General features: G+C 38.3%; 21 protein-coding genes, 2 tRNA genes and 1 pseudogene. 17 read left to right on the top strand and 7 right to left on the bottom strand.

From position 1 onward, the window contains the following. Positions 1-1165: 1165 nt before the first annotated feature. The 11 genes and pseudogenes from WH223_RS09730 to WH223_RS09780 all read left to right on the top strand — a co-directional run bounded on the left by WH223_RS09730 (position 1166) and on the right by WH223_RS09780 (position 11223). Positions 1166-2485, top strand: a complete 1320-nt coding sequence (locus WH223_RS09730) for a TolC family protein (RefSeq protein WP_340047427.1) — start codon at positions 1166-1168, stop codon at positions 2483-2485. An 18-nt stretch (positions 2486-2503) separates the two neighbouring features. After that, a complete protein-coding gene (locus WH223_RS09735) occupies positions 2504-3622 on the top strand; it encodes an HlyD family secretion protein (RefSeq protein WP_340047428.1) in 1119 nt (372 codons plus the stop codon). A 15-nt stretch (positions 3623-3637) separates the two neighbouring features. Beyond that, positions 3638-5197 carry an MFS transporter gene (locus WH223_RS09740; RefSeq protein ID WP_340047429.1) on the top strand — a complete coding sequence of 520 codons (1560 nt, stop codon included), beginning with the start codon at positions 3638-3640 and terminating at the stop codon, positions 5195-5197. 91 nt (positions 5198-5288) lie between these two features. Then, positions 5289-6140 carry a helix-turn-helix domain-containing protein gene (locus tag WH223_RS09745; RefSeq protein WP_340047430.1) on the top strand — a complete coding sequence of 284 codons (852 nt, stop codon included), beginning with the start codon at positions 5289-5291 and terminating at the stop codon, positions 6138-6140. A gap of 23 nt (positions 6141-6163) precedes the next feature. Further along, positions 6164-6637 carry an OsmC family protein gene (locus tag WH223_RS09750; protein WP_340047431.1) on the top strand — a complete coding sequence of 158 codons (474 nt, stop codon included), beginning with the start codon at positions 6164-6166 and terminating at the stop codon, positions 6635-6637. A 462-nt stretch (positions 6638-7099) separates the two neighbouring features. Beyond that, on the top strand, positions 7100-7375 hold the full coding sequence (locus WH223_RS09755; RefSeq protein ID WP_340047432.1) for a helix-turn-helix domain-containing protein: 276 nt from the start codon (positions 7100-7102) through the stop codon (positions 7373-7375). Between the two features lie 310 nt (positions 7376-7685). Continuing rightward, complete coding sequence (locus WH223_RS09760) at positions 7686-7919, top strand: helix-turn-helix transcriptional regulator (protein WP_340047433.1); 234 nt, start codon at positions 7686-7688, stop codon at positions 7917-7919. Positions 7920-8317: 398 nt separating this feature from the next. Next, positions 8318-9364 (top strand): sensor histidine kinase, encoded by a 1047-nt coding sequence (locus tag WH223_RS09765; protein ID WP_340047435.1) that lies wholly within the window; start codon positions 8318-8320, stop codon positions 9362-9364. A gap of 24 nt (positions 9365-9388) precedes the next feature. Continuing rightward, on the top strand, positions 9389-10213 hold the full coding sequence (locus WH223_RS09770; protein WP_340047436.1) for a DUF4369 domain-containing protein: 825 nt from the start codon (positions 9389-9391) through the stop codon (positions 10211-10213). A gap of 12 nt (positions 10214-10225) precedes the next feature. Then, a pseudogene (locus WH223_RS09775) lies at positions 10226-10540 on the top strand (peroxiredoxin family protein); the annotation flags it as partial. After that, positions 10537-11223, top strand: coding sequence for a LytR/AlgR family response regulator transcription factor (locus tag WH223_RS09780; protein ID WP_340047437.1), 687 nt, complete (start codon positions 10537-10539; stop codon positions 11221-11223). The pseudogene WH223_RS09775 and the gene WH223_RS09780, both read left to right, overlap by 4 nt. Positions 11224-11631: 408 nt before the next feature. On the opposite strand, the gene WH223_RS09785 is transcribed toward WH223_RS09780, so the two are convergent. Next, positions 11632-12954 carry a TlpA family protein disulfide reductase gene (locus tag WH223_RS09785; RefSeq protein ID WP_340047438.1) on the bottom strand — a complete coding sequence of 441 codons (1323 nt, stop codon included), beginning with the start codon at positions 12952-12954 and terminating at the stop codon, positions 11632-11634. 526 nt (positions 12955-13480) lie between these two features. Continuing rightward, positions 13481-13687, bottom strand: a complete 207-nt coding sequence (locus WH223_RS09790) for a hypothetical protein (RefSeq protein WP_340047439.1) — start codon at positions 13685-13687, stop codon at positions 13481-13483. A 757-nt stretch (positions 13688-14444) separates the two neighbouring features. Between WH223_RS09790 and WH223_RS09795 the strand changes: the two genes are divergently transcribed. Both WH223_RS09795 and WH223_RS09800 read left to right on the top strand, forming a co-directional pair. Further along, the gene (locus tag WH223_RS09795) at positions 14445-14741 is read left to right on the top strand and encodes a hypothetical protein (protein ID WP_340047440.1); all 297 of its coding nucleotides are present in this window, start codon (positions 14445-14447) and stop codon (positions 14739-14741) included. Then, complete coding sequence (locus WH223_RS09800; protein WP_340047441.1) at positions 14720-15472, top strand: hypothetical protein; 753 nt, start codon at positions 14720-14722, stop codon at positions 15470-15472. The genes WH223_RS09795 and WH223_RS09800 overlap by 22 nt, the downstream gene beginning before the upstream one ends. A gap of 129 nt (positions 15473-15601) precedes the next feature. On the opposite strand, the gene WH223_RS09805 is transcribed toward WH223_RS09800, so the two are convergent. From WH223_RS09805 to WH223_RS09820, 4 genes are all read right to left on the bottom strand, one after another. After that, positions 15602-16555 (bottom strand): ISAon1 family transposase, encoded by a 954-nt coding sequence (locus WH223_RS09805; RefSeq protein ID WP_445265609.1) that lies wholly within the window; start codon positions 16553-16555, stop codon positions 15602-15604. Positions 16556-16565: 10 nt separating this feature from the next. Then, positions 16566-16931 (bottom strand): ISAon1 family transposase N-terminal region protein, encoded by a 366-nt coding sequence (locus WH223_RS09810; RefSeq protein WP_340047443.1) that lies wholly within the window; start codon positions 16929-16931, stop codon positions 16566-16568. A 209-nt stretch (positions 16932-17140) separates the two neighbouring features. Next, positions 17141-17227, bottom strand: a tRNA-Ser gene (locus tag WH223_RS09815). Positions 17228-17367: 140 nt separating this feature from the next. After that, the gene (locus tag WH223_RS09820; protein WP_340047444.1) at positions 17368-19476 is read right to left on the bottom strand and encodes an HD family phosphohydrolase; all 2109 of its coding nucleotides are present in this window, start codon (positions 19474-19476) and stop codon (positions 17368-17370) included. Between the two features lie 144 nt (positions 19477-19620). On the opposite strand from WH223_RS09820, the gene rpe reads away from it, so the two are divergent. From rpe to WH223_RS09840, 4 genes are all read left to right on the top strand, one after another. Next, a complete protein-coding gene (gene rpe / locus WH223_RS09825; RefSeq protein WP_340047445.1) occupies positions 19621-20301 on the top strand; it encodes a ribulose-phosphate 3-epimerase in 681 nt (226 codons plus the stop codon). A gap of 232 nt (positions 20302-20533) precedes the next feature. Continuing rightward, the gene (locus WH223_RS09830) at positions 20534-22801 is read left to right on the top strand and encodes an aconitate hydratase (protein WP_340047446.1); all 2268 of its coding nucleotides are present in this window, start codon (positions 20534-20536) and stop codon (positions 22799-22801) included. Positions 22802-22863: 62 nt separating this feature from the next. Continuing rightward, on the top strand, positions 22864-23778 hold the full coding sequence (locus WH223_RS09835) for a hypothetical protein (RefSeq protein ID WP_340047447.1): 915 nt from the start codon (positions 22864-22866) through the stop codon (positions 23776-23778). Positions 23779-24003: 225 nt separating this feature from the next. Then, positions 24004-24075, top strand: a tRNA-Arg gene (locus tag WH223_RS09840). 211 nt (positions 24076-24286) lie between these two features. Here WH223_RS09840 and WH223_RS09845 read toward each other — a convergent pair. After that, the gene (locus WH223_RS09845; RefSeq protein WP_340047448.1) at positions 24287-24919 is read right to left on the bottom strand and encodes a hypothetical protein; all 633 of its coding nucleotides are present in this window, start codon (positions 24917-24919) and stop codon (positions 24287-24289) included. Between the last annotated feature and the right edge of the window lie 7 nt (positions 24920-24926).

Here is a 24926-nt window from a genome sequence, read left to right on the forward strand (position 1 = left end):
CTTTGCTAAGAAGAAGGCCTAGGCATCTGCTGCGTAAATCGTAGCGCAGTAAATTACGCAAGAACAAAACTCTGTTTGAGCGAAGCGAGTTTAGTTTTGTTCCGGAATTTTCAAGTGAAGATAGCAGCCTATGCCAGCCTTGATTTTTGCCAAACTTTTTATCAAGAAAAAGTTTGAAGCCAAGTCCTGGCTAAGGACACGTACTCCCTTAACAAAAAGACTTTTGTGAGCGTTAATAACGCTACTCTCTAACATCCTCGTACCAAACGATGCTTCGACAGGCTCAGCATGACAATTTGGATAAGTAGCTGCAGAACAAAAAGATTTGCTTTGCTAAGAAGAAGGCCTTGGCATCTGCTGCGTAAATCGTAGCGCAGTAAATGCCGCAAGAACAAAACTCTGTTTGAGCAGAGCGAGTTTAGTTTTGTTCCGGAATTTTCAAGTGAAGATAGCAGCCTATGCCAGCCTTGATTTTTGCCAAACTTTTTATCAAGAAAAAGTTTGAAGCCAAGTCCTGGCTAAGGACACGTACTCCCTTAACAAAAAGATTTTTATAAGCGTTGAAAACGCTCCTCCCTAGCACCCTCGTGCCAAACGATGCTTCGACAGGCTCAGCATGACAGTTTGGACAGGTCGCTGCAAAACAAAAAGATTTGCTTTGCTAAGAAGAAGGCCTAGGCATCTGCTGCGTAAATCGTAGCGCAGTAAATTCCGCAAGAACAAAACTCTGTCTGAGCAGAGCGAGTTTAGTTTTGTTCCGAAATTTTCAAGTGAAGATAGCAGCCTATGCCAGCCTTGATTTTTGCCAAACTTTTTATCAAGAAAAAGTTTGAAGCCAAGTCCTGGCTAAGGACACGGGCTATAATTAACAAAAAGACTCCATTCAGCGTTGCAAACGCTATCCACAAGCATCCTCGTTGCACATGAGGACGATTAAGGTCGATCCCCTCATACCCAAAACTATCACCTCAAGCGTAAGGTAGCGGAGCACCCATTAAAAAACCATGACACTAGAAGGTGAATACAAATCATATATTTTCACACATTATTCACAAAAACCACTAAAAAAAGCCACTTTCAAACATCTTTATACCCAATTCAATCATTTCATTACGCATATACCTCCCTAACTTTGTTCCTTCTTTAATGAACAGTACAAAATACAATGAAGGATTTAATACAGCATATCACCATAGCGTTTCTTAGTATATCATTTTTTATACCAAGTAACATACAGGCACAAGCTATACAAGAACTCAGCTTAGAGCAAGCTATAAATCTAGCCCTCGCCAACCATCAACAGCTGAAGGTTAGCGCAGAAGCCATCAAAATTTCGGAACAGCAAACAGAGATTGCTAAACTACAAAGGCTACCAAATATCGCCGCAGCAGCGAGCGCAGCATATATCAGCGACGCCGTTATCCTCGATAAAGATTTTTCCAAGGTATCCACACTGCCTATACCCCATTTTGGAAATTCCTATGGTGTACAGGCATCACAGCTACTCTATAAAGGAGGCGTCATAAAGAAATCTATAGAACTTGCCGGTATCAGAGAGCAGCTAGCCAGCCTAGACTTGATAAAAGACCAACAAGCGATTAAGTTTTTAGTCATCTCCAACTACCTTGACATCAGCAAACTATTGAATCAGAAAAAGGTCTATGAGAACAACAAAATATTAGCACAACAGCGACAAGACAATATCACCAAATACTACAATCAAGGACTCGTGACACGCAACGAATTGATTCGCAGTGAACTTACGCTACAGCAAATCGATCAGGCTATATTGGTAACGACAAACAGTGTAGACATCCTAAATCACAACCTTGGCGTTGCCTTAGGTCTACCAGCAGACGTTGTGATTAAGCCCACGCAAGATATAGCGAACAGAACTGTTGTTGAAGATAAAATGCACTATGTGCAATTGGCCTACGCCGAGAATCCAGCACTACGCGCAGCAAACAAAAACATAGAACTAGCGGCCAAAAACACAGAATTAATACGTACCGATAAATACCCGGCACTATCTGCTGTGGGCGGCTACAATATGCAACGACCCATCACCAACGTAAGACCGGCAATGGACATGTACTCCAATACTTGGCAGGTGGGTGTTTCCCTAAGCTACAGTATAGACAACCTGTACAAAAGTAAGAAAAGGATAAAGCTGGGCGAGTTGCAGCAGTCGCAAGCGACAGAAGCCTTACAGCTATGGCAAGAAAATGTAGAAATGAGCGTCAATGCAGCCTATGTAAAATATAAAGAGTCTTTGCAAAACGCAAACATCTTCTTGAAGAGTCAAGGTTTAGCACAAGAAAACTACAAAATCATAGAGGCTAAATACCTCAACCAGTTGGCTATACAAGCAGAGATGACCGATGCAACCAACGCCAAACTAGAAGCAGAGTTACAGTATGTAAATGCAGAGATTAATATCATCTATCAATACTATAACCTTATTAAAGCAACAGGAACATTATAACCATCAATAGGTATAAAAATGGAAAATACAACAGTAAAAGAAAACGTAAAACCGCAGAAAGCGAAGGCTCCAGGCGTCAATATCAATCCAAAACAAAACATACGCAGGAAATCAAAAATAAGAATCACCATCATCAACCTATTGACTTTTGCAATTGTTGCTGGAGGCTTCTATTGGATGGTCGTAAAATACTTCCACATTGGTGATCAAGACTATACCGAATCGGCACAAGTAGAGGAATTTATCAACCCCATCAATACACGCGTATCTGCCTATATCAAAGAAATACGATTTACGGAGCATCAGCTAGTGCACAAGGGTGATACCCTCCTCGTGCTGGATGACCGCGAACTGCAAACCCAACTGGGGCAAGCCGAGGCGGCATACCTATCGGCGATAGCCTCTAAAAATGTAACATCATCAGCTGTGACAACAGCCTCCAACAATATTGAAGTCGCTAACGCGAATATTGCAGGGCTTAAAGCACGCTTATGGAATGCCGAGCAAAACTTGAATAGGTATAAAAACCTACTCACGGCAGAAGCAGTTACACAGCAGCAATACGATCAGGTAAAAACAGAATACGACGCGACCAAAGCGTCCTACGAAGCCTTGCTAGAACAAAAGAATACCGTGAAATATGGTGTTTCTGAAACGCAAACACGATTAGGACTCAATGAAGCCGATATCAAGCGTACAAAGGCTGCCTTGGACATGGCTAAGCTTAGCCTTTCCTACACCGTGATTACAGCACCCTACGATGGTGCGATGGGTAGACGACTTATTAATGAAGGACAGCTGCTACAGCCCGGACAACAGGTGGCGAGCATCGTGCTCAACAATCAAAAATGGGTAACAGCCAACTTCCTAGAATCTCAAATGCCGAAGATTGCCATCGGCAAAAAAATTAAAATGACGGCCGATGCGCTAGGTGGAAAACCATTCGAAGGAGTTGTCACAGCCATATCAGCCGCCACAGGATCACGTTATTCCAGTGTGCCTGTTGACAATGCGACCGGAAACTTTGTTAAAGTGCAGCAACGTATTCCCGTGCGTATAGAATTTAATGAAAACAATAGTAAAGAAGATGTCGATAAGCTACGTGTCGGAATGAACATGATTATCCGTCTGAAATAATAAAAAACAAACACTATGCAGAAATATAATCAGGGACTATTTTACGACTGGGTACCAAAGCCCATTATGCTCTTGCTGATTATGATATTGGCACTTGTCCTATTTAGCATTAGCCCCATTTACACGGCTAATATTAGCTATATGGTAAGTAGCTTAGGCGCGATGACCGAAGATTTAATATGGGCAAACTATGCTTCGGTTATTGGTATGGGCCTTGCTATGCCTTTATTTCTGCGCCTCAAAGCTCGCTTTAGAGTTAAGGAAATCTTGACGACAAGCTTCGTCGGAATGGCTTTTCTCTTTTGGGTGATGGCAACAACCGACCAAACGGGAATCATTATCGGAGCCTCTTTGCTTATCGGCTTTCTAAAGATGCTCGGCATGATGGAGATTCTCCTTCCCTTAATGGCTATCTTGAGCTCCGACGGGAATAGAGGTCGATTTTATTCGATTTTCTATACTTCGGTATTAATCATGTCGCAAGTATCAGGCTATTACATTACGTCCTTATCATACCACTACAACTGGCAACATGCTTATTTGGTGATTGCTGCCGTATGTTTAGCAACAGCCCTCCTATGCCTATCCTTTTTACATAACCTGCGGTTTATGCGTAAGGTGCCACTTTACTACATTGATTGGTTGAGCGCCCTACTGTTTACCCTATGCTTTATGGTACTTGCTTATATTTTGGCATTTGGAAAGCAGCAAGCATGGTTTGACTCAACACTCATAAAAGAAGCAACGGCCGCATTCGTAATTTTGCTCTTCACCGTAATCATTCGTCAACAGCTAATGGTAAGACCCTTTTTACCCCTTAAAGCATTTTCGCGAAGCAACGTGTTGCACGGAATTCTGATGCTCGCCTTCCTAGGTATGTACTTGGCACTCGCCAACATACAAAACATATTTACGATAGGTATACTCGGCTACAATCCGCTGCGCAATGCATCTTTAAATCTAATGATGATTCCCGGTCTATTACTGGGTGCTGTTGTATCACTAAAATGGTTTAACCGCAGAATACCTGTTAAAATGCTTATATTTTCGGGTTTCGCCGCCTTCCTATTCTATACCGTTATTTTATACTTCTCTATGGTACTAGAGTTTAGCTACGAAGGCTGGATGCTACCTATGTTTTTCCGTGGCTATGGTATGGGGGTACTTTTCGTCTCGATATGGTATTATACTCTCGATAAATTAGGAATGCATGAGCTTCTCGCGGCCATTGGCTTTATCCTTGTCTGGCGTACATTCATCTCTCTAGGTGCATTCACCTCGCTCCTGTCTTGGGTTCAATACAGACTTCAATGGCAAGAGATGGGCAATCTATCTGTTTATGTAGATGATACTATTCTATTTAGTCCAAACAACAACTTCAACTTAAGAAGCATACAACTTAATGGGATGCTGGCAGCCAATAAAACACTGCTAGGCTACCTATGCATCGTAGGAATAGGCATTCTAATCTATGTCATATTCCATCGTTTCGGAAAAACACAACAGCTGTTACTACGCATACGCATGGGAAGAAACAAGAAATTCTGGATAAGCAGACAAAAAGCAAAAAGATAGCCACTGAAGAGATAACAACAAAAGACGGTGATTTTAGTATATTTGTTTAGTGTAGCCATGGGGATTATCCTTTATGTAAATAAAAAATATTTTGAAAATAGCGCCTAGTACAGCATTTCAACAGATTCGCATTTATACGGAAAAGAATATTTTCGAGATTATCCCCTTCGGCCATCCCTTTAGGCCTAACGATTCGGCTATCATGTTCGTCAAGCAAGGTAAAATCGTCTTAAAAGAACAGATTAATACCATCGAACTTGAAGCTGATGCCGTTTTACTCATTAACAAAAAATATGTCTACGAAATCTTAGAGACCGACGATTCCTTTGAGATGATTCTCTTCGTCTATGAGCAATCGTTGCTGGACGGCTCGGCTCATAAAATCAACGAACTGAAGATCTATAATCATATGGAAAATCAGTTGCTACGCAGCTTCTACTTCGATAGAGCTGAAATTGATGTCATCCTAAAATCGATAGACATCATGCAGTATTACATCAAAAACCACCTACTTATTGAATATGCGCAGGAAATAATTGAAAGTTATTTCAATATTATTATGTACCATCTAGTCAGCTTGGTGATGCAGCACAATAATAGACAACGCGCCGAGACTTCTCGTGCCCAACAAATTGTGTACGATTTTATTATTGAAGTATCGCATCATTACTTACATGGAAGATCCTTGGAATTCTATAGAGAAAAGCTAGGTATCACAGGTCGCTATTTGAGTAGAACAATCAAGCAACAGACAGGAAAAACACCGAGCGATATTATTTCGGAGTTTATCCTCAATGAAGCCAAAACGCAGCTCTCCAGCACCAGCCTTTCTATCAGTAAAATAGCCGAAAAGCTTCACTTCAGTGATCAATATGCGTTCTCTCATTTCTTTAAAAGACACTTAAACATGAGCCCTAGAGCATACAAGGCACAATTTAAGTAATAATATCCTCATCACAGCAGCCCATGTCGTCAAAACATACTTTCAAAGCAACCTTACAATGGCATGCAAAATCGCAAGCCGAACTTGATACGAATCCAAAAGCTTCAAAAAACCACCTGGTAAAGATTGAAGGAAAATCGGACTTAAATATCTCTGCTGCCAAAGCCTTTAAAGGAGATGCTAACCTACTAAATCCTGAAGATCTCTTGCTCAGCAGCCTCGTATCCTGCCACATGATGTCTTACTTGTACTGCTGTGCGCAAGCAAAGATTGAAGTATGCTCCTATACCGACCAAGCTGAAGCTATACTCGACCTACAGCCCGACAGCAGTGGACGCATCAGTAAAGTTATCTTAAATCCGAAAGTCGTTATTGCCGATCCCAAACAGTTAGAAAAAGCCTTAAGCTTACATAGTGAGGCCAATAAATTGTGCTTTATAGCCAATTCCTGCAATTTTCCGGTAGAACACCAGGCTAGCTGTACAGCGGAAGGATAATTAACGTGTAAAGTAAAAAAACCGACCTCTTCCCACCTGCTTTAAACACGAGGATGTGCCTAAAGTGGAATAAACGTATTCAGAGATGCAAACCTTACTGTGTATCACGCTCAACCGATATGGGTATATAGAAATATGCAGGAAAAGGCCGGCCAACAGTCCACATATCAACTTAAAATCCCGCCTCAGTTAAACAAAAGACAGATTGAAAGTATTTATATAGTGCCTGTTTTATCTTAAAAAAGCGCTTTATATAACTCGTTGTTCTCCGCTTTCGCTAGATATTATTTTCGTACTTTATAAATAGGCGATGGAATCTGCACTTTAAGAATTAAGGAAGTAGCGTTTTAAAGGAATAGAAAAAAACATTTTGTTTAACTAAGCTTATACGAACTTAAGCAAACTATATCAATATCCCAAATTTGGAATAACAATTAATAGCTTTAAACTGTCTCTTTGTTTATGGCTGAGCAATACATAGATAAAGAACACCTAAAACTCATTAGAGCAAAGCTTTGGGATATTTGTAAATCAAAAGAAATAACACTTGAGGATGTACAAGACCGCACGGGCTTTAGCTATAGCCAGGTGTACCGAATTATTAGAGGCACCCAAAACATGTCCGTTAGCGGATTAATTGCTGTTTGTAAAGCTCTGGAAATACAACCTAGAGAGGTTTTTGATTTCGAAATAGTAATTCCTAAACATTTACCATTGAGAAAGAATAGAAAAGCTTAAGTTGCTATATTTTTTCCCTAGATATCTAGCCATACGTAAACCATGTTGTTTCCAACCTCACCCATCATATTGGTATTTTTATTCTGACTCTTTCTACTCAATTTTAGAATCTCCGCTGTCGTGGGATATGTTTTTCGTCGTTTATTATAAGTGCGACAGATGACGGACAATAAGAACTTACGGTTTTAAGAATTGGGGAAGTAGTGTTAACGCCAATTTATACGTGCTGAATTATCCTTACTAGATAAGTAATTTAAACAAACAAATATGTTTAGTTTTTTTTCAAATTTCTTATGTTTTGATTAGATCGATGAACGATAAAGAACTACAATTTAGAAAGCAACTTAGTGCTCGAATTCAAAAACTGAGAACATATTTCCCTTTAACCCAACCTCAACTTGGAGCCAAAATTGGTTACAAAGATTATCAATCTATCGGTAGAATAGAAAATGGTCGCGTAACGCCTTCTATCTATCTTATTTATCAAATTGCAGAAGCGCTTGAGGTCCCAATAGAGGAACTATTTATCTTTGAAGAACGATAATCCTTTCGACTTCTTATCTAACGCTTGCGTTATTTCTAGTTTAACAGATCAATTACTGCCACAATCCTCGTCCATAGAATTTATTATAAGGCTATAGTAAGTCTTTATATTTATATTGTTAATTAGGCAATGCTGTACTGGTGAACCAATTCACGAAATCGCTGTTCAAAGATGGAGTAACCTCTCATGCAATACACTAATTTTCAACTGGTAAACAAAGCTAATAAATAGCTTCTAATTCACTTAATCATAGCAGGCAAAAATAGAATAAACCAGAAGGTCTCTGACAACACCCGACTAAACTTCAAAGATTTCACCACATATATCATGTGGTTTGCCACATTAATTATATATTAATCTTTTCGTTTGTTTCCTTTGTTCCATACAAAAAGACAACTATGCCCAAGAAACTACTGACAAACTGGATCCTTCACTTTCTAAGTGTATCGGCACTACTCATTTTCGTGACATTAGTCTCCCATATGTTTACAGCTCAACTCGTGGCTAATGCGAATTATTATAACCTAGATGGTACTTCCCCAAGTGTTTGGTATCGCGTGCTTAATCACAAAGATGATCTATTAATTTTAGCGTTATTCACCTTGCTAACGGAGATTGTACGACAGTTTATATTTAAGCGCTATCGCCACCTTGTCTTTGGCGTTGGATGCATATTGGTGGGGCTACTGTCTGGTATAGGGCTCTATTATCTACACCCTTTTAGCTTTGAGCAACAGGGCTTACCAGCATATGTTAAACCTATGTTTTTTATGGCCACTTATACCCTGCTCTACGTTATCGTTATTGACTATTTTCACCAGAATAGGCAGCAAAAATTACGCCGTATACAACAAACAGAACAGGAGCTAAATACTTTAAAAGCACAATTAAATCCGCATTTTCTGTTTAATGCGCTAAACTATCTCTACGGAACAGCCTTAAAGGAAAAAGCCACAGACACCGCACAAGGAATTGATAGCATTGCCGATATGATGCGTTATACCATAAACGGAATACATAAAGATTTCGTTCCGCTTGTCGAGGAATTAACGTTTATGGAAAATTATCTCCATATCCAACAAGTACGCTTGCCTGAACGTCAGGTGCTGAAAATACAGACGAAAATTCAGGCTGATACTCTACAGCACGGCGAGCAAATAGCACCGTTACTACTATTGCCATTTGTTGAAAACGCCTTCAAATATGGACTTACCATGGATGGTCCGTGTGAATTAAAAGTAAGCATTTTGGCACAAGACAATCTATTGCAGCTAGAAGTTTTTAATACCATGGTGCTGCATCGCACAGAAGCAAAAGGAAACAATACTGGAATCCAAAATACCATCAAGCGGCTGGATTTACTTTATCCAAATCGCTATAAATTGATTCAAGAAAATACCGGTATAAATTACAAGGTTTCACTTTCCATACAGCTCAGACCTTAGGCAGTTCATTTAACGTCCATAATCATGCTAATCAAAAAATTAATGTTACTGTTTTACAGTGCCATGCTACCGCTATGCAGTCTATCTCAAGATACAGATACCGCGTTCAAGCTCCGTATAAAAGGGGCAAAAATACCTAAAACGGCTAAAGTTTATTTACTCTACCAACGGGACGGTAAAAAAATAGTCGATTCTGCCCAATCAACAAACAGGACCTTTATCTTCACTGGTATGCTAAAAGAACCCGTACATGCCTTCATACTCTGTGATACCATGCAGCTTGGTTTTTCAGAAATCCTAAAAAGGAAAAATGAAAAACAAGACTCACAACAACTGTTTATTTATCCAGGTCAGATTGTACTAAAAACATCAACTTCGTCGATTGCCGACCTGCGCCCCGTTGGTGGCTTGAATGCAACCTATTTCAGGCTGCAAGACCGACTACAAACACTTACGCAACAACAAATTGAGTTGAGTCGCATCCTTGTCCAAGCAACCGATAGGACTAGCATTCCGGCATTAAAGACCAAATGGGATAGCTTAAAGCGAGTAGAAAAACACATCCTACGAGTGTTTATTATTGAAAACCCAAACAGCTTCATTGCCTTACATGCTTTGCAGAGCTATGCGGGTGCTCTTCCGCAGGTTAGTGAGATAGAATTGCTATTTAACAAGATTTCACCTAGCGTCCGTCAAACGCCTACTGGGAAGGAATTCCGTAAGTTTCTGTCCGATCAACACGACCTAAATCCAGGAACTAAAGCACCTGAATTTGTACAGAACGATACCACCGGCAAACCGATATCATTAGCTTCGTTCAAAGGAAAATACCTCTTGATTGATTTCTGAGCTTCTTGGTGTGGACCTTGCCGTCAAATCAATCCCGAATTAGTCAAATTATACGATGCCTTTAACGAGCGAAATTTTACTATATTAGGCATATCCTTGGACGATGCTGAAGGAAAAGACGCTTGGTTAAAAGCAATAAAAGACGATGGCTTAAAATGGACACAGGTCGCCGACTTGAAACACTGGGAGAATCAGGTAGCCCGACTTTATAGTATCCGTAAGCTTCCATACAATTTCCTCATCGATCCTGATGGAGTTATTATCGCCAGGGATCTCGACATGAAAGCGTTAACAGAAAAGTTAAAACAAGTATTACTGGAAAAATGATCAGAGCAATTGTAGTTGATGACGAGCCTGTAGGACACGATATTATCCGTGCACATGCGGAAAACATAGCTTTTATTTCCATTGAAGCCTGTTTTTTGAGTGCGCATGAGGCCTATAATTATTTAAAAAACAATAGTGTTGATTTACTGTTTCTGGATATTGCTATGCCTGATGTTTCGGGTATTGAATTTGCATCTATGCTTCCCGATGAAATTCAGGTAATATTTACAACGGCCTATCCAGAGCATGCCTTAAAAGGTTTTGAGTTAGCTGCTACCGACTATTTACTAAAGCCTATCAATTTCACCCGTTTTCTCAAAGCTTGTCAACTCGCTAAAACTAGGCTAAGTCTAGAAAAACATAATAAAGAAGAACAGGCTCTGTTTGTCAAGGATGGACATGATTGGGTACAGATTAAGTTTAGTAACCTCGTTTACGCCAAAGCGGAAGACAACTACGTAAATTTACATGAGACGAACAAGCAAACCTTAACACGGATTACATTAGCAGAACTGCTGAAAAAGCTTCCTCCGGATCAGTTTTTGCGCGTTCATAAATCATTTATTATTGCCAAACATAAGATCGACCGAATCGAAAAACATCAAATACTAGTAGAAGGCACAAAAATACCTTTATCCAAATTGTATAAAGAGCAGCTCCTAGCAAGCTTTTGGAGATTATAAAACAATAAAACTAATTCGGTCTGAAATAGCTTTATTAAACCCCAATACCTCAAACGAATTTCACCTTTTCATAAAGTCTCTTTTATACAAACAATCTTAGCCATCTTTATCCGTTTAATCTTCCCAGAAGCATGCTCTTAACAAAGCAAAGTACTATCAGTTAATCAATTCTGCGATAAATAACAGATTAAATAAAAAATAAACTTATACCTTTTTGCTTCCCCTTGATTTTTATGAAAAATTTACTCCATTACACTTGACCTCTATTATTTAAACAAAAATAGAGGTCACCTTACAACGAATGAAGGGACCTCTATCCTTCAGGTTGATAACGTAAAAAGGTATGTTATCCTTTATCATTATTCCATTCCTAGATTATATTAAATAAATAATATATATAACCTCTATTTACTTTGAGATAATATTTTGAATTTCGCTAAGTGGTGTTACAGCATTGTCGCTGTTAAGTAAAACTTTTCTATCTTTCCCAATTAAAATGAAGCCAGGAAAGGACGTAACACCCATTGGCTTCACCCAGCTGCTGCTTTTGCGCTCATCATGGACATGCAACCAATTCATATTGTTATTCTTAATAATTGACTTTGCTTCCTCAATCTTCGATTTATCGTCGTACAAGACACTTATCAATATTAACTTGTCTGAATTTTGCTTCCAAAACTCGACTAACTCAGGTATCGCTGCGATGCACGGTCCGCACCAAGTACCCCAAAAATCTATCAAAACGTACTTACTATTTGAAATTGAATCTATAAAATCCCCTGAAAAATAATCAGTGAAGTCCGGAAATCCTTGAAAATTTTGTCCTACTTGATATCCACTGTCGCTAGTTCTCACCTGTTCAAAGATTATATTACGATTATCATAATCAAGCATCCTCCAGTCTGCACCTGCAAAATATATTGTATCATTTAAACGATGAAAAGTACTTTGCAATACCTTACCACTTTTATCGACAGTGTTCATGCGATATGGTTTATCAAAAGGTTGTTTTTTCCGACTCAAGATGTTATTTCCAACAATTTCCGGAGCAATATTAAAGTTGTAGTTAAATTGCTTGCTGGAATATGTAGACGCTAAATTCACGCGATTAAACATATACAATATTAAATCGGAATAATCATTAGACACGAAAAATTCAAATGATTGATATGGATAAAAGTTTAAAGAAAGAACTGTGTCCTTAATATTTCTATTGTTGTAATATTGAAATGAAATCGATAAAGGAACTACCGTGTCTGATTTATTTGCTAATGGAAACATATGCACGCGGTCATCAGAAAAATCTTTATTACCATTCTCATCGAAGACAATTATTTTTCGATTCAACGAATCGATACCGTGAAATATACCTAAGGTACTATTCCGAAGCTTTCCTTCGTAGATAGCTAATGTATCAATATTATTTTCTGAGGTGAATTTCTTCCAAGATAGGGTATCATTATTCCCTACAACAAGTCTTTCATAAGCAGATTGGATAGAATCAATTTCAAACGCTATAGCATACTGTCTTATCATTCCCTTAGGCATATTCAGATAGCTCTTTTCACTAATAGGTTTACCAACCCCATAAAAAATCTGTCTCATGATCGTTACTGTACTATCTGCTTTTAAAGGTATTTGTAAAACCTGTTGGGCATTGATATTACCAGATATAAGTAAAAAACATATATAAAGACATTTTTTTAAATGAGTTCTTAGTTTTTTGTCCATAAAAATTATTTCATTTACAAAGTGAGAATTATCTATTATTCTTCTATTTTTTGCTTTTACATCTGTATTTACAAGAATTTTGTCAATATATATTGTAATTAAAGTATATATAATTGCTAAAGCAAGAAATAATCTCCAATTTTTCGTTTGCTTACTTACACAATATTCATCAAAAAATAAAGATAGTTGTTAATATGGATGGAATCGTTGAAAGCTAACGATGAAAATGTAATAACTCAACGACCATACTTTTTTTTGTGTAAAAAAATATCTATCGGTCATTTTTTTGCCTCTTCCTATAAATATAGTTACCTGTATTCAAAGCAATCAAAACAAGCATTGAAATATATCCTATGTTCTTATGTTGTGTATTAATAAATAGAAAATAAAACATGGCTAAAAAAGTAGCGATCGATATTATTATAAAGATTATTCTCATAACGTTAAGGTAAAATTTTATATGAATACTTAAGAATTGTAAAACTGCAGCATATAAAAATTCATCTACATGTTCTAGTATCGATGGTTATGAAAATCTGTATATAGCCCATCCCGCACAACCAGCTACAGCAGTCCAATATGCTGCTTTAACAACTGGGGGTACGTATGAAGCTAATTTAAGAGCAGATGCAATCACCCCTGTTCTGCCCAAGCCTGCACAAAATCCATCAACAACATCAGCAGCTGTCCCGCCTGTTAAACTCTCCATTTTACTTAATGATAGTTTTTTCATTTCAGTTTTAGATTTAATTCTGAATACTGGATTAGGAAAGTACTCCAACTAAACAGCCGATCGCTAGTGCTACAACAATGCCAATAGCATTCCACACATTAGGCCTGTTATTGAATCTTTGGACAATCCTCCTTAAAGATTCTCCATTTGTCCAAAATTTATTTTTGTCATTTTAGATTATAGTTTTAACCAAAATAAAACAATTATTTCTTTTATAAAAAAATATCACTTTATTCCTTTACGGAAAATTTATAATTCTTATTAAAGAATAATCTATTATCTAAGTTTTCTAGATGCATGTATACTTTTGCACCACAGCATATAGTTCTTTTAACCCATTCTGCACGCTGCTTTCTGGCAACTTCGGACACCTTAAGTACAAAATCACCTTGGTTGCAAGCACCGGTCGAGAAGATATGAAAACCAACTACTTTCTGTCGAAAATTAACCAGCTCGATCTCCTCCACTTAGTAGCTATTGGAAGCAAGTAACCTCAAGAAAAAAAATCCTCAGTGATATAAAAAATATCGATCTGGATAGAAGTATTCATGATGAACTAGAAATATATGTAGACGCGGATGATCGAAAATATCTTATCGAAATCAAGGAGAACCTGCACTTTAGCCCCCCCTTATAAAACAATGTCAACTAGAAATCTGCGTACTAAATAATTAAAGAATCTGGGCTTACTGTATTGAATTGTTGTTTTTTAGGTTTGGCAAAGGCAAATTAGTATATTTGGATAAGGAGGTAAACTATGAGCATTGCAAAAACACAAAGATTTAAAACAAGTAAATCAAAGGTTGTCAAAAAAAGTGGAAGAGCTCTTCTTACTAAAGAGGATAAGCTTACTAAATTAATAGCAAGCAAGGCTTCTAAACAAGCTGTTCGTATTTCTAAGGCGTTGGAATTACCAGTTCAATTTATCGTCAACGGTAAATTAATAAAGGTTCATACTGATGGTGAAAAACAAGTCGTCAAAGCTATTCCGAAATCGAAGAGTAAGGTTAAAGTTTTCAAAGGAGCTACTCTATGCCTAAATCCAAAAGATTAAGGGTATTTGCTGGCCCCAATGGTTCGGGAAAGTCGACCTTATTTGCTGAAATAAGTAATAATTTCCCTACAGGTCCATTTATTAATGCCGATGCTATAGAAGCTATTATTTCTAAGACCGGATTTCTGAATTTGTCTGAATATGGACTTTCTTTGAATCAGGGACAATTAGAAGATTTTTATAGATTACCTGCTACCGTCAGTTTACTTAACAAAGCTGAAGGTACTGGTCGTCCTGTTGATATCGTTATTAAAGAGAATGTCATCGTGGACAAGAGCAAGAATACGCATAGTTACGAAGCCGCTTTGATTACCTCATTCTTGCGCCATCATATCACGCGTAAAGGGATTTCCTATTCTTTCGAGTCTGTAATGAGTCATCCTTCTAAATTAGACGAAATTGCAGCAGCCAAAGCAGAGGGCTACCATACTTATTTTTATTTTGTTTGTTTGGATGATCCTATACTGAATATTTCTCGAGTACATAACCGAGTGGAAAAAGGAGGGCATACTGTCCCCGATCAGAAAATCGTAGATCGCTACAAACGAGTCTTAGATTTGTTGTTACCTGCTTTATCCATTTGTAAAAAGTGTTATCTTTTTGATAATTCATCAGAGCATATGAAGTTAATTGCCAAAGTAGAAAGTGGTCAATTGACTATTTTGGTAGAAGAAAATGAGCTTCCAAACTGGTTTATCGAATCGGTAATTAATAAATCTATTGAAGAATAAAATGATATATCATTAATTAAATCATTCGATAAACTTCCCTATTTTGGCCTTCGTAATGACCCGAATAAACTAGAAGGACTATTTTTCACGATTTTAAAACTTTCTGGGATCAGTACCAAAAGTTGGGGACTAAGCAAATAATTTGGTCAATCTAAACAAGAAGAAGTTTATATCAGAGACCCCACGAAACTGACTTCTGAAAGCTTTAATCTTAGCATTAAAAGATTCTGCAGAAGCATTCGTACTTCTATTATTGAAGTAGTTTAATATTTTGGGATAATGCATAATTACGGTCCTAGATACCGTGTTGAAAGACTTAAAACCAGATTTCTCAACTTTGTCATTCCACAGTGCTAGTTTTGTGAAAGCAAGTAACTTATCAGTCGTCGTGTTAAATATTGTAACGAGTTCTTGTGTGAGTTTATAAGCTTTATTTATTTCTGGATATTTTTCAAAGAGTAGATATGCTCTTTCTTTTTGTTCTAAAGTCCATTTGTATTCACTTTTATAGAGTAAATAGCGGCTTCTGGCGAGTAATTGTTTAAGTGTATCTCCATTGCTTAACACCTCTGGCTGGTAGCTAGTTTTGTTATTCCGAGCCTCCTCTATAGCCTGATTATCTTGCTCTATCGCTTCCCAGCGATGTTTTATACGGATTTCCTGCAATGCTTCGCTGGCAAGCTGTTGAACATGAAATCTATCAATAACTTGAACGGCATTAGGAAAGCATTTCTTAGCAACAAGTCCCATGTTTCCAGCAAAGTCTAACGTAATTTCTTTGACTTTTTTGCGTAATCTGCTAGGAATTTGCTGTAAGACAGGAATTAATTTATCGGACTTTGTGCCACTCATAATAGCGACTATAGTTCCCTTTTTACCCCAAGCATTTTTGTTGGTCACTACTGTATAAAGCTCGCCTAGGGATAGACTAGTCTCATCAATTGATAGATTAGGACCTATGTTTTCTGGAAATATTAATCCGTGTTTCCCATCAACCTCATCAGACCACTTACGAAATCCACTCAGTGAATCACGATAGTAACGTTGTAGCTTTCTGCCTTTTACACCATAAAATGAAGCTATAGTCTGTAGGCTATGTGCTTGGGTATCGGCTGATTGCTTTTAAAAAAGCGGCGAAATCACTTGTGATACGCGTTCCTTTAGCTACAGTCTCCCAATTTCGATGAACAGATTGATTTGTGTCTGTATTAAGCCACCTACGTCGCTTAATATTTAAATAAACATCGAGTCCACGAATGGGAAAATCTTGTATTTCAATAGGATCGTAGAAACCTTTAGAAAGTAATTTAGCGGAAGAATATTCCTCAGGAGTAACGTTGCGTTCAACTAGAAAGATATCTAAACGATTATCTGTTTTAGCGAAGTGGCTTAATTCAAAATATTCATTGACACCTTCGGGAATGATAAGTGGCATTAAGGCGTTAAAGGATTCGTGCATCTAATTAAAAATTCGTCCCGCGAATATCAATATTTTTTTCGACTCCCCAACTTTTGAACCTGAGCCACACGAAGTTCTTCTTATACCGCGTAATGAAATTGTATGCTTAAAAAAAGATGCCCCCCAAGAATTCAACTTGATCCGGTCTTATCCCAAAAATCCAAGCACAAAAAAAGCCCAACCTTGCGATTGAGCTTTTTGGGAATCTGCGGAGAGGGAGGGATTCGAACCCTCGGTACCGTTTCCAGTACGACAGTTTAGCAAACTGTTCCTTTCGGCCACTCAGGCACCTCTCCGTATGATTATGATGCAAACATAAGGGTATTTTTTATATCTGCAAAGTGTTAAAACGTATTTTTTTAGCAAAAACGAATAACCTTTTGAGGGTCAAGGTGATTTTTTTAACGTTTGCAGGTTAAGCAAGCTTTTTGCTGACCTAATAATCGATTCTGACATGATAAATGCTTTTCAACATCGATTTAAATATCTCCGAAATCTCTGTAATATCACGCATTGTGATGTTCGCATTGATAAATTGTTTCTCCGAAATTTTGTAATCGATAATCTTATCGACAAGATTATTGATAGACTCTTCTGTAGGATCTTTCATGGCGCGAGAAGCTGCCTCTACTGAATCGGCAATCATCAATACCGCCGTTTCTTTTGAGATAGGCACCGGACCAGGGTAGCGGAAGATACTTTCATCAACTAGCTTGTCAGGGTTGTTTTTGATAAACATGCGGTAGAAGTATTCTACGCGCGTAGTACCGTGATGTGTACGGATAAAATCGATGACAACCTCTGGCAGAAGATTTCTTTTAGCCATCTCAATGCCTTTGTGCACATGGGAGATAATAATCTGTGCCGATTGTTCTGGTGTCAGCTCACTATGCGGATTTTTATCTACTTTTTGGTTTTCGATAAAAAACAGTGGATTTAGCATTTTGCCGATATCATGGTACAAAGCACCTGCGCGCACCAGAAGCGGGTTACCTCCAATTTTATAAATCGCCGCTTCAGCAAGGTTAGCCACCTGCAACGAGTGCTGAAAGGTACCTGGAGCTTTCAATGAGAGCTCACGTAGGAGCTTCGAGTTGCTGTTTGTAAGCTCCATTAGAGTAAGGTCGGAAACAATACCAAAAAGACGCTCAAAAGCATAAATTAGGGGATAGGCGAGAAGGGTTAAACCTACGCTGACAACGAACGGCAGTATATCCGACCAATATATATTATGTAAGGAACCGTTACGGGTTAAGAATAAACCGATATAGCCCATTATGTATGTACTTAAAATAATAATAGCCGATATCAGGAATTGTTCACGTTTCACCAACGACTTGATACTGTAGATGGCAACCATTCCAGCGGTTAGCTGTAGAAATACAAACTCATAACTGTTGGGTACGAATAGTGCAGAGATCAATACCATTAATAAGTGAATGTTTAAGGCTACACGCGTGTCAAAAAGTACACGTATGATGATAGGTACACTACAATAAGGGATATAGTATAAACTAGGAATCTTGATACCAATAGACCATGATAAGACACCCAACATCGCGACGATGATAATCATGATGATAGACACCAAGCGATTGTTGTAGAAGATTGATTTTCGGAAGAAAAACAAGAATACCATCAACAGCATCATGCAGAGGGAAATCATCACAAACTGTCCTAGTGCGACATAACTTTGGTTTCCACTGATTTTGGATTCGTCTTCAAAAGCCTTACGCAATGACTCTAGCTTTTGATAGATGTCGTTATTGATGACCTTATCTTTCTCGACAATAAGCTCTCCTTTTTGAACTACACCGCGAGTGCTCGATATATTAGACAATGCATTTTGTTCAACCTTATTGGTTAGGTTTTCATCAAAAATATAGTTTAACGTAATGTAGTTCTTCAATATATCGGAGAGCCATCCTTTACGGTCAATCTTACTGTTTTTTTCTAAAGCCTCCTGAATATAGGTATTTGCCGTTTCAATGGTAAAAATATCAGCAGTATTCTTTTGTTGCGCTAAATTGTTGTTTGTAAGTGTGAAGTTATATTGCTTGTTTGCTTCGTCATTATTTTCGGATGAGCTACCTTTATTTTGGTAACGATTATTGAGGGAAATAACGCCTCTTCCATAGATGTAGCCCAGCAAGCCACTACCCACATTTTGATAGACGCTGAGCTGTTGCTTGGAGAGTGAGTCCATGTTACTGATCTGCCATTTTTCAATCACATCTGTATTGAACTGATCAATTTGTTCCTTGCTTGTATTTACGTTTAAGTTGTAAATAGGTTGAACGGTTTTTAAGATCTGCTCTTTGTCACGATTCAATTCTTCCTGCGTTTTGAGTACCGCAAAATTGTATGGTGATACTAAATTGTCATGATTCCAAGCCTTTCCTTTTTGAAATTCATAGCGAAATCGTGGCTGCTTAGGTAGGAATATACAGATAAGAAGGATCGTCGTAATAACTAAGAAACCCTTTATAAAGATTGAATTATTCTGATTTTTACCTCTAGCGTAGTTTATTTTAAGTTTAGCCACCTGAATTCCTTTAAGTCCGATTTAAAATAATTTATAAACAAATGTACTACATATAAGTCAAAATGATAATCAGATTAAAAAACGATTTTTCATCTGGTAATAGTCGTTGACTTACGTATCTTTGCAAAAAAAAGATAAAACAACATGTCTACAGCAAAACATTTAATTGCCCCTTCCGTTTTAGCAGCTGATTTTGCAAACCTTCAACGTGACGTAACAATGGTCAATGAAAGTGAAGCAGATTGGTTTCATATTGACATTATGGATGGCGTTTTTGTGCCGAATATTTCCTTTGGTTTTCCGGTGATGCAGGCTATTGCCAAACATGCTCAAAAACCGTTGGATGTACACTTGATGATTGTGGATCCTGATCGTTATTTGCAACTGTGTAAAGACTCGGGTGCAGCCGTAATTACCGTTCATTACGAAGCGTGTACACATTTACACCGCACTTTAGCGGCGATTAAAGAGTTGGGCTGTAAAGCAGGGGTGGCTTTAAACCCGCATACGCCTGTTAGCTTGTTAAAAGATATTATCCACGACCTTGATTTAGTATGTTTGATGTCTGTTAATCCTGGTTTCGGCGGACAGAAATTTATTGAACATACCTATTCTAAAATTGTAGAATTACGTGCATTAGCCGCAGGCGTCAACGATGCTTTATTAATTGAGATTGATGGTGGGGTAGGTGCTGCTAATGCCGATAAATTGTTGGCAGCAGGTGCTGATGTTTTGGTGGCTGGAAATAGTGTTTTCGCTGCTCAAGACCCTAAAGCAGCCATCCAGCAATTGAAAACAGCAGGCTTGCCAACACAGAGCGCTTAAGCATTTGACCATAAATCCAATAGGGGCAGGCGGATAAACAAATGCCCCTATTGGATAAATAACATTTTGGAAGACACCCGCTTCCTCTTTTGTTTGGATTGATTCCAAATTAGTATTGCCCGATTATAATACGCATTAAACCTATTCTTTTTTGTATTTTTGTGTGAAATTCAAATTTGGGCAACCAAATAGACAACAGTAAAAGTATACGTTAAAATAAATTTATTAATAAATGGCTTTTGATATAGAAATGATAAAAAAGGTTTATAGCCAATACAACGAGCGCATCGCTGCTGCTCGTCAAGTGGTAAATAAACCTTTGACCGTATCTGAGAAAATTTTATATGCTCACTTATGGGCAGGAAACGCTACAGAAGCATATGAGCGTGGTAGCTCTTATGTAGACTTCGCACCAGATCGCGTAGCGATGCAAGATGCAACAGCGCAGATGGCATTGTTACAATTTATGCAAGCTGGTCGTCCGAAAGTAGCTGTTCCTTCAACAGTACACTGTGACCACTTGATCCAAGCTAGAGATGGCGCAGAGCAAGATTTAACGCGTGCTAAAAACGAAAGTTCAGAAGTGTTCAACTTTTTATCTTCCGTATCAAATAAATATGGTATCGGTTTCTGGAAACCAGGTGCAGGTATTATTCACCAAGTAGTATTGGAGAACTATGCTTTCCCAGGTGGTTTAATGATCGGTACTGACTCCCACACAGTGAATGCTGGTGGTTTAGGTATGATTGCTATTGGTGTTGGTGGTGCTGATGCATGCGACGTAATGGCTGGTCTTCCTTGGGAGCTTAAATTTCCTAAATTAATCGGTGTTAAGTTAGTTGGTAAATTATCTGGATGGGCATCTGCTAAAGATGTAATCTTGAAAGTTGCTGGTATCTTAACGGTTAAAGGTGGTACAGGTGCTATCGTAGAATATTTCGGTGAAGGTGCTGAATCTTTATCATGTACTGGTAAAGGTACAATCTGTAACATGGGTGCTGAGATTGGTGCTACTACATCTACTTTCGGTTATGACGATACTATGGAGCGTTACTTACGCGCTACAGGTCGTGAAGAAGTAGCTGACGCAGCAAACGCAATCAAAGAACACTTAACAGCAGATGCTGAAGTGTATGCTAATCCTGAGCAATACTTCGATCAATTAATTGAGATCAATTTATCTGAGTTGGAGCCTTCTTTGAATGGTCCTTTCACACCAGATTTATATACTCCAGTTTCTCGCATGCGTGAAGAGGCGGAGAAAAATGGCTGGCCTTTATCGGTAGAGTGGGGTTTAATTGGTTCGTGTACGAACTCTTCTTACGAAGATTTATCCCGCGCAGCATCTATCGCTAGACAAGCTATTGACAAAGGTTTAGGTATTAAAGCTGAATTTGGTATCAACCCAGGTTCTGAGCAAGTACGCTACACAGCTGATCGTGATGGATTCTTGAAAACTTTCGAAGAATTAAACGCTACAATCTTTACAAATGCTTGTGGTCCTTGTATCGGTATGTGGGATCGTCCAGATGCTGACAAACAAGAGAAAAATACAATCGTTCACTCATTCAACCGTAACTTTGCGAAACGTGCTGATGGTAACCCTAATACTTTTGCTTTCGTAACTTCTCCAGAAATGGTAGCTGCCATCGCAATCTCAGGTAACTTAGGTTTTAACCCGTTGACAGATACGTTGACAAACAAAGATGGCGAGCAAGTGAAATTGGATCCACCTACAGGTGATGAATTGCCAGTAAACGGATTTGCAGTAGAAGATGCAGGATACCAAGCTCCAGCAGCTGATGGTTCTGGTGTTAACGTTGACGTAGCGCCGACTTCTGATCGTCTTCAATTGTTAGAGCCATTTGCAGCATGGGAAGGTACAGACTTATTCGGTTTGAAATTATTAATCAAAGCGAAAGGTAAATGTACGACTGACCACATCTCTATGGCAGGTCCTTGGTTGAAATACCGTGGTCACTTAGACAACATCTCTAACAACATGTTGATTGGTGCTGTAAATTACTTTAACGAAAATACAGATAACGTTAAAAATCAATTAACTGGCGAATATGGTGCTGTTCCAGCAACACAACGTGCTTACAAAGCAGCTGGTATTGGATCTATCGTTGTTGGTGACGAAAACTACGGTGAAGGTTCTTCGCGTGAGCATGCTGCAATGGAGCCTCGTCACTTAGGTGTTCGTGCGGTATTGGTTAAATCTTTCGCTCGTATCCACGAGACTAACTTGAAAAAACAAGGTATGTTAGGTTTAACGTTTGCAAACAAAGAGGATTACGATAAAATCCAAGAAAACGACAGTATTGATATCTTAGGATTGACTACTTTTGCTCCGGGACAGCCGTTAACAATCGTATTACACCACGTAGATGGTTCTAAAGAAGAAATTCTTGTAAACCACACGTACAATGCACAGCAAATTGAATGGTTCAAAGCTGGTGGTGCATTAAATATTATCCGTAAAAATCAAGCTAAATAATTTAATTAGCTTTCGATGATACAGCCCGGTACTTCTGTACCGGGTTTTTTCTTGAAGACTTTATGAAAAAAATAATTCTACCGGTCCTTATCGGACTATCTGCCGTTACTTCGGTTTTTGCGCAACAAGAACAATCGTTCGAACAAAATCAAGAGCAACAAAAAGAGGAAAGAAAAGAAGAAAGAAAGAGTATTTTTAATCCGAAGAATCACCGTATCCAAAGTAATAATGGACGTTTCTACGTTCATTGGGGATATAATTTCTCCTGGTATAATAAATCTGATATTCGCTTTAGAGGTCCGGGCTATGATTTTACATTACATGATGTGAAAGCTGGCGATAGACCATCGAAGTTGTCGTTAGATTATATTAATCCTGCGCAGATTACTATCCCACAGTTTAACTTCCACTTTGGTTATTTCATTAACGATAACTATTCCATTTCTCTTGGTTGGGATCACATGAAATATGTGGTGGAAACACCGCAATCTGTGAAGTTTACAGGTTATGCCGATAAAACAGTTTCTGATCCAGGTGTTCCAAGCGGTGTATTTGGTGATACGAAAAGTGGCGACATGGTTTATTTAAACCCTGATGACTTCAAGTATGAGCATACGGATGGTTATAACTTTGCTACTGTTGCGTTAGAGCGTTATGACGATATATGGGTAGCACCCGCAGGGAAGATGTATTTAACGATGCAAACAGGGGTAGAGGCTGGCTTGATTATTCCACGCTCTGATGTGCGTATCTTTGGTGAGGGAAAAAACCACTTCTGGAACATTGCTGGTTATGGTGGTGCTGCAAAAGTAGGTGCTCAATTCCATTTCAACAAAAGATTATACCTTCAGGGAAGTTTCAAAACTGGATGGACAGATATGCGTACCATTCCTACAACAGGTAGAAAAGGTATAGATAAAGCATCACAAAAAATATGGTTCTATGAGAACTACTGGGTTTTAGGTTTCAAAATCTAATATTTTACGTGCTTTAATAAAATTTCAAAAAGCGCTAGCCAAACCGGCTAGCGCTTTTTGAATATTTATAGACTTTGTAGTAGAACCCTTTCATTAGGTTACCTGTGGTAAACTACTTCATTTTATAGTCTTTATGTGTCTTCAAAAACGGCCATCTCTATAGTGGAATTTATATTTCAGATTTCGCTATATAATTAGGATAAAAATGCTATTTTTGCCAGCAAAGCCTGCGTAGTTCAATGGATAGAATATCAGATTCCGGTTCTGACGATGTGGGTTCGACCCCCGCCGCGGGCACTTAAAAAAAGGGAGCATTCAAATGAATGTTCCCTTTTTTTATGGCTAATTGCCACTTATTCTTGTGCACATCTCATGCTATACTTTTGTTTTTACAAACCTATATCATTACACGGCCAACATAAATAAAAAAGCAGCGCACATTACTGATAGAATCCAGCTCTGTGCACTGCTTTTAAAATACTAATTTTATAGAGAATGGTATCTTTGCTTAGTCGTGGTCGTGACCTGCTTGAACCAAGTGTAATTCTGCTTTAAGATCCAAATCATTCTCACCTGTAAATTGAGCAAAATTAACGTTGTTCCAATCAGCAGCCGTAATTTTAGCTTTAACGCCAGGATTCAGGTGGCGGATGATGTAACGCAATAAAAATGGTTTGTCGATGATTTTATCAACCGTAATATAACCTGTTACACCCACTTGAACATTTTTCCCATCAGCATCTTTGTCTGCATAAACGTAAGTTAAGCTTCCTTCAGGAGCACCAATCAAAAATGCTTGGTGGATGTCAGCACGTTGTACAAATGTTTGCTGCGTCTCTCTACCAGCGAAATCTGTTGCAGTCAAAGTCAATCTATATGTTTTTCCCAATTCTAAATGCGCATGAGAACCAACGGCTGGTAATAAATTTGTTCCCGAAAATTTGATGATTTCAACTTCTGGGTTTTTAATATCATTGTAGTGAAAGTGGTCACCATGAGACTCGCGCTCTACTTCAGTAAAAGTTAACGTTGCAGTGCCTACCTCTTCTTGGTCAGTTTCTGGGGTAGGGTCATTTTTAGAACAAGAAGTAGCAACGAAGAATAGACCAGATAGAATAGCGATAAACTTTAATTTTTTCATGATTAAT

The organism is Sphingobacterium sp. MYb382 (assembly GCF_037572665.1).
Taxonomy (GTDB): domain Bacteria; phylum Bacteroidota; class Bacteroidia; order Sphingobacteriales; family Sphingobacteriaceae; genus Sphingobacterium.

Bases quoted from the DNA above. Each gene is read 5' to 3' on its own strand.
- WH223_RS09790 (WP_340047439.1), bottom strand. From the start codon at position 13,687: ATGAAAAAACTATCATTAAGTAAAATGGAGAGTTTAACAGGCGGGACA.
- WH223_RS09800 (WP_340047441.1), top strand. From the start codon at position 14,720: ATGCCTAAATCCAAAAGATTAAGGGTATTTGCTGGCCCCAATGGTTCG.
- WH223_RS09765 (WP_340047435.1), top strand. From the start codon at position 8,318: ATGCCCAAGAAACTACTGACAAACTGGATCCTTCACTTTCTAAGTGTA.
- WH223_RS09845 (WP_340047448.1), bottom strand. From the start codon at position 24,919: ATGAAAAAATTAAAGTTTATCGCTATTCTATCTGGTCTATTCTTCGTT.
- WH223_RS09810 (WP_340047443.1), bottom strand. From the start codon at position 16,931: ATGCACGAATCCTTTAACGCCTTAATGCCACTTATCATTCCCGAAGGT.
- WH223_RS09735 (WP_340047428.1), top strand. From the start codon at position 2,504: ATGGAAAATACAACAGTAAAAGAAAACGTAAAACCGCAGAAAGCGAAG.
- WH223_RS09835 (WP_340047447.1), top strand. From the start codon at position 22,864: ATGAAAAAAATAATTCTACCGGTCCTTATCGGACTATCTGCCGTTACT.
- WH223_RS09795 (WP_340047440.1), top strand. From the start codon at position 14,445: ATGAGCATTGCAAAAACACAAAGATTTAAAACAAGTAAATCAAAGGTT.
- rpe (WP_340047445.1), top strand. From the start codon at position 19,621: ATGTCTACAGCAAAACATTTAATTGCCCCTTCCGTTTTAGCAGCTGAT.
- WH223_RS09780 (WP_340047437.1), top strand. From the start codon at position 10,537: ATGATCAGAGCAATTGTAGTTGATGACGAGCCTGTAGGACACGATATT.
- WH223_RS09760 (WP_340047433.1), top strand. From the start codon at position 7,686: ATGAACGATAAAGAACTACAATTTAGAAAGCAACTTAGTGCTCGAATT.
- WH223_RS09755 (WP_340047432.1), top strand. From the start codon at position 7,100: ATGGCTGAGCAATACATAGATAAAGAACACCTAAAACTCATTAGAGCA.
- WH223_RS09830 (WP_340047446.1), top strand. From the start codon at position 20,534: ATGGCTTTTGATATAGAAATGATAAAAAAGGTTTATAGCCAATACAAC.
- WH223_RS09740 (WP_340047429.1), top strand. From the start codon at position 3,638: ATGCAGAAATATAATCAGGGACTATTTTACGACTGGGTACCAAAGCCC.
- WH223_RS09785 (WP_340047438.1), bottom strand. From the start codon at position 12,954: ATGGACAAAAAACTAAGAACTCATTTAAAAAAATGTCTTTATATATGT.
- WH223_RS09770 (WP_340047436.1), top strand. From the start codon at position 9,389: ATGCTAATCAAAAAATTAATGTTACTGTTTTACAGTGCCATGCTACCG.
- WH223_RS09730 (WP_340047427.1), top strand. From the start codon at position 1,166: ATGAAGGATTTAATACAGCATATCACCATAGCGTTTCTTAGTATATCA.
- WH223_RS09750 (WP_340047431.1), top strand. From the start codon at position 6,164: ATGTCGTCAAAACATACTTTCAAAGCAACCTTACAATGGCATGCAAAA.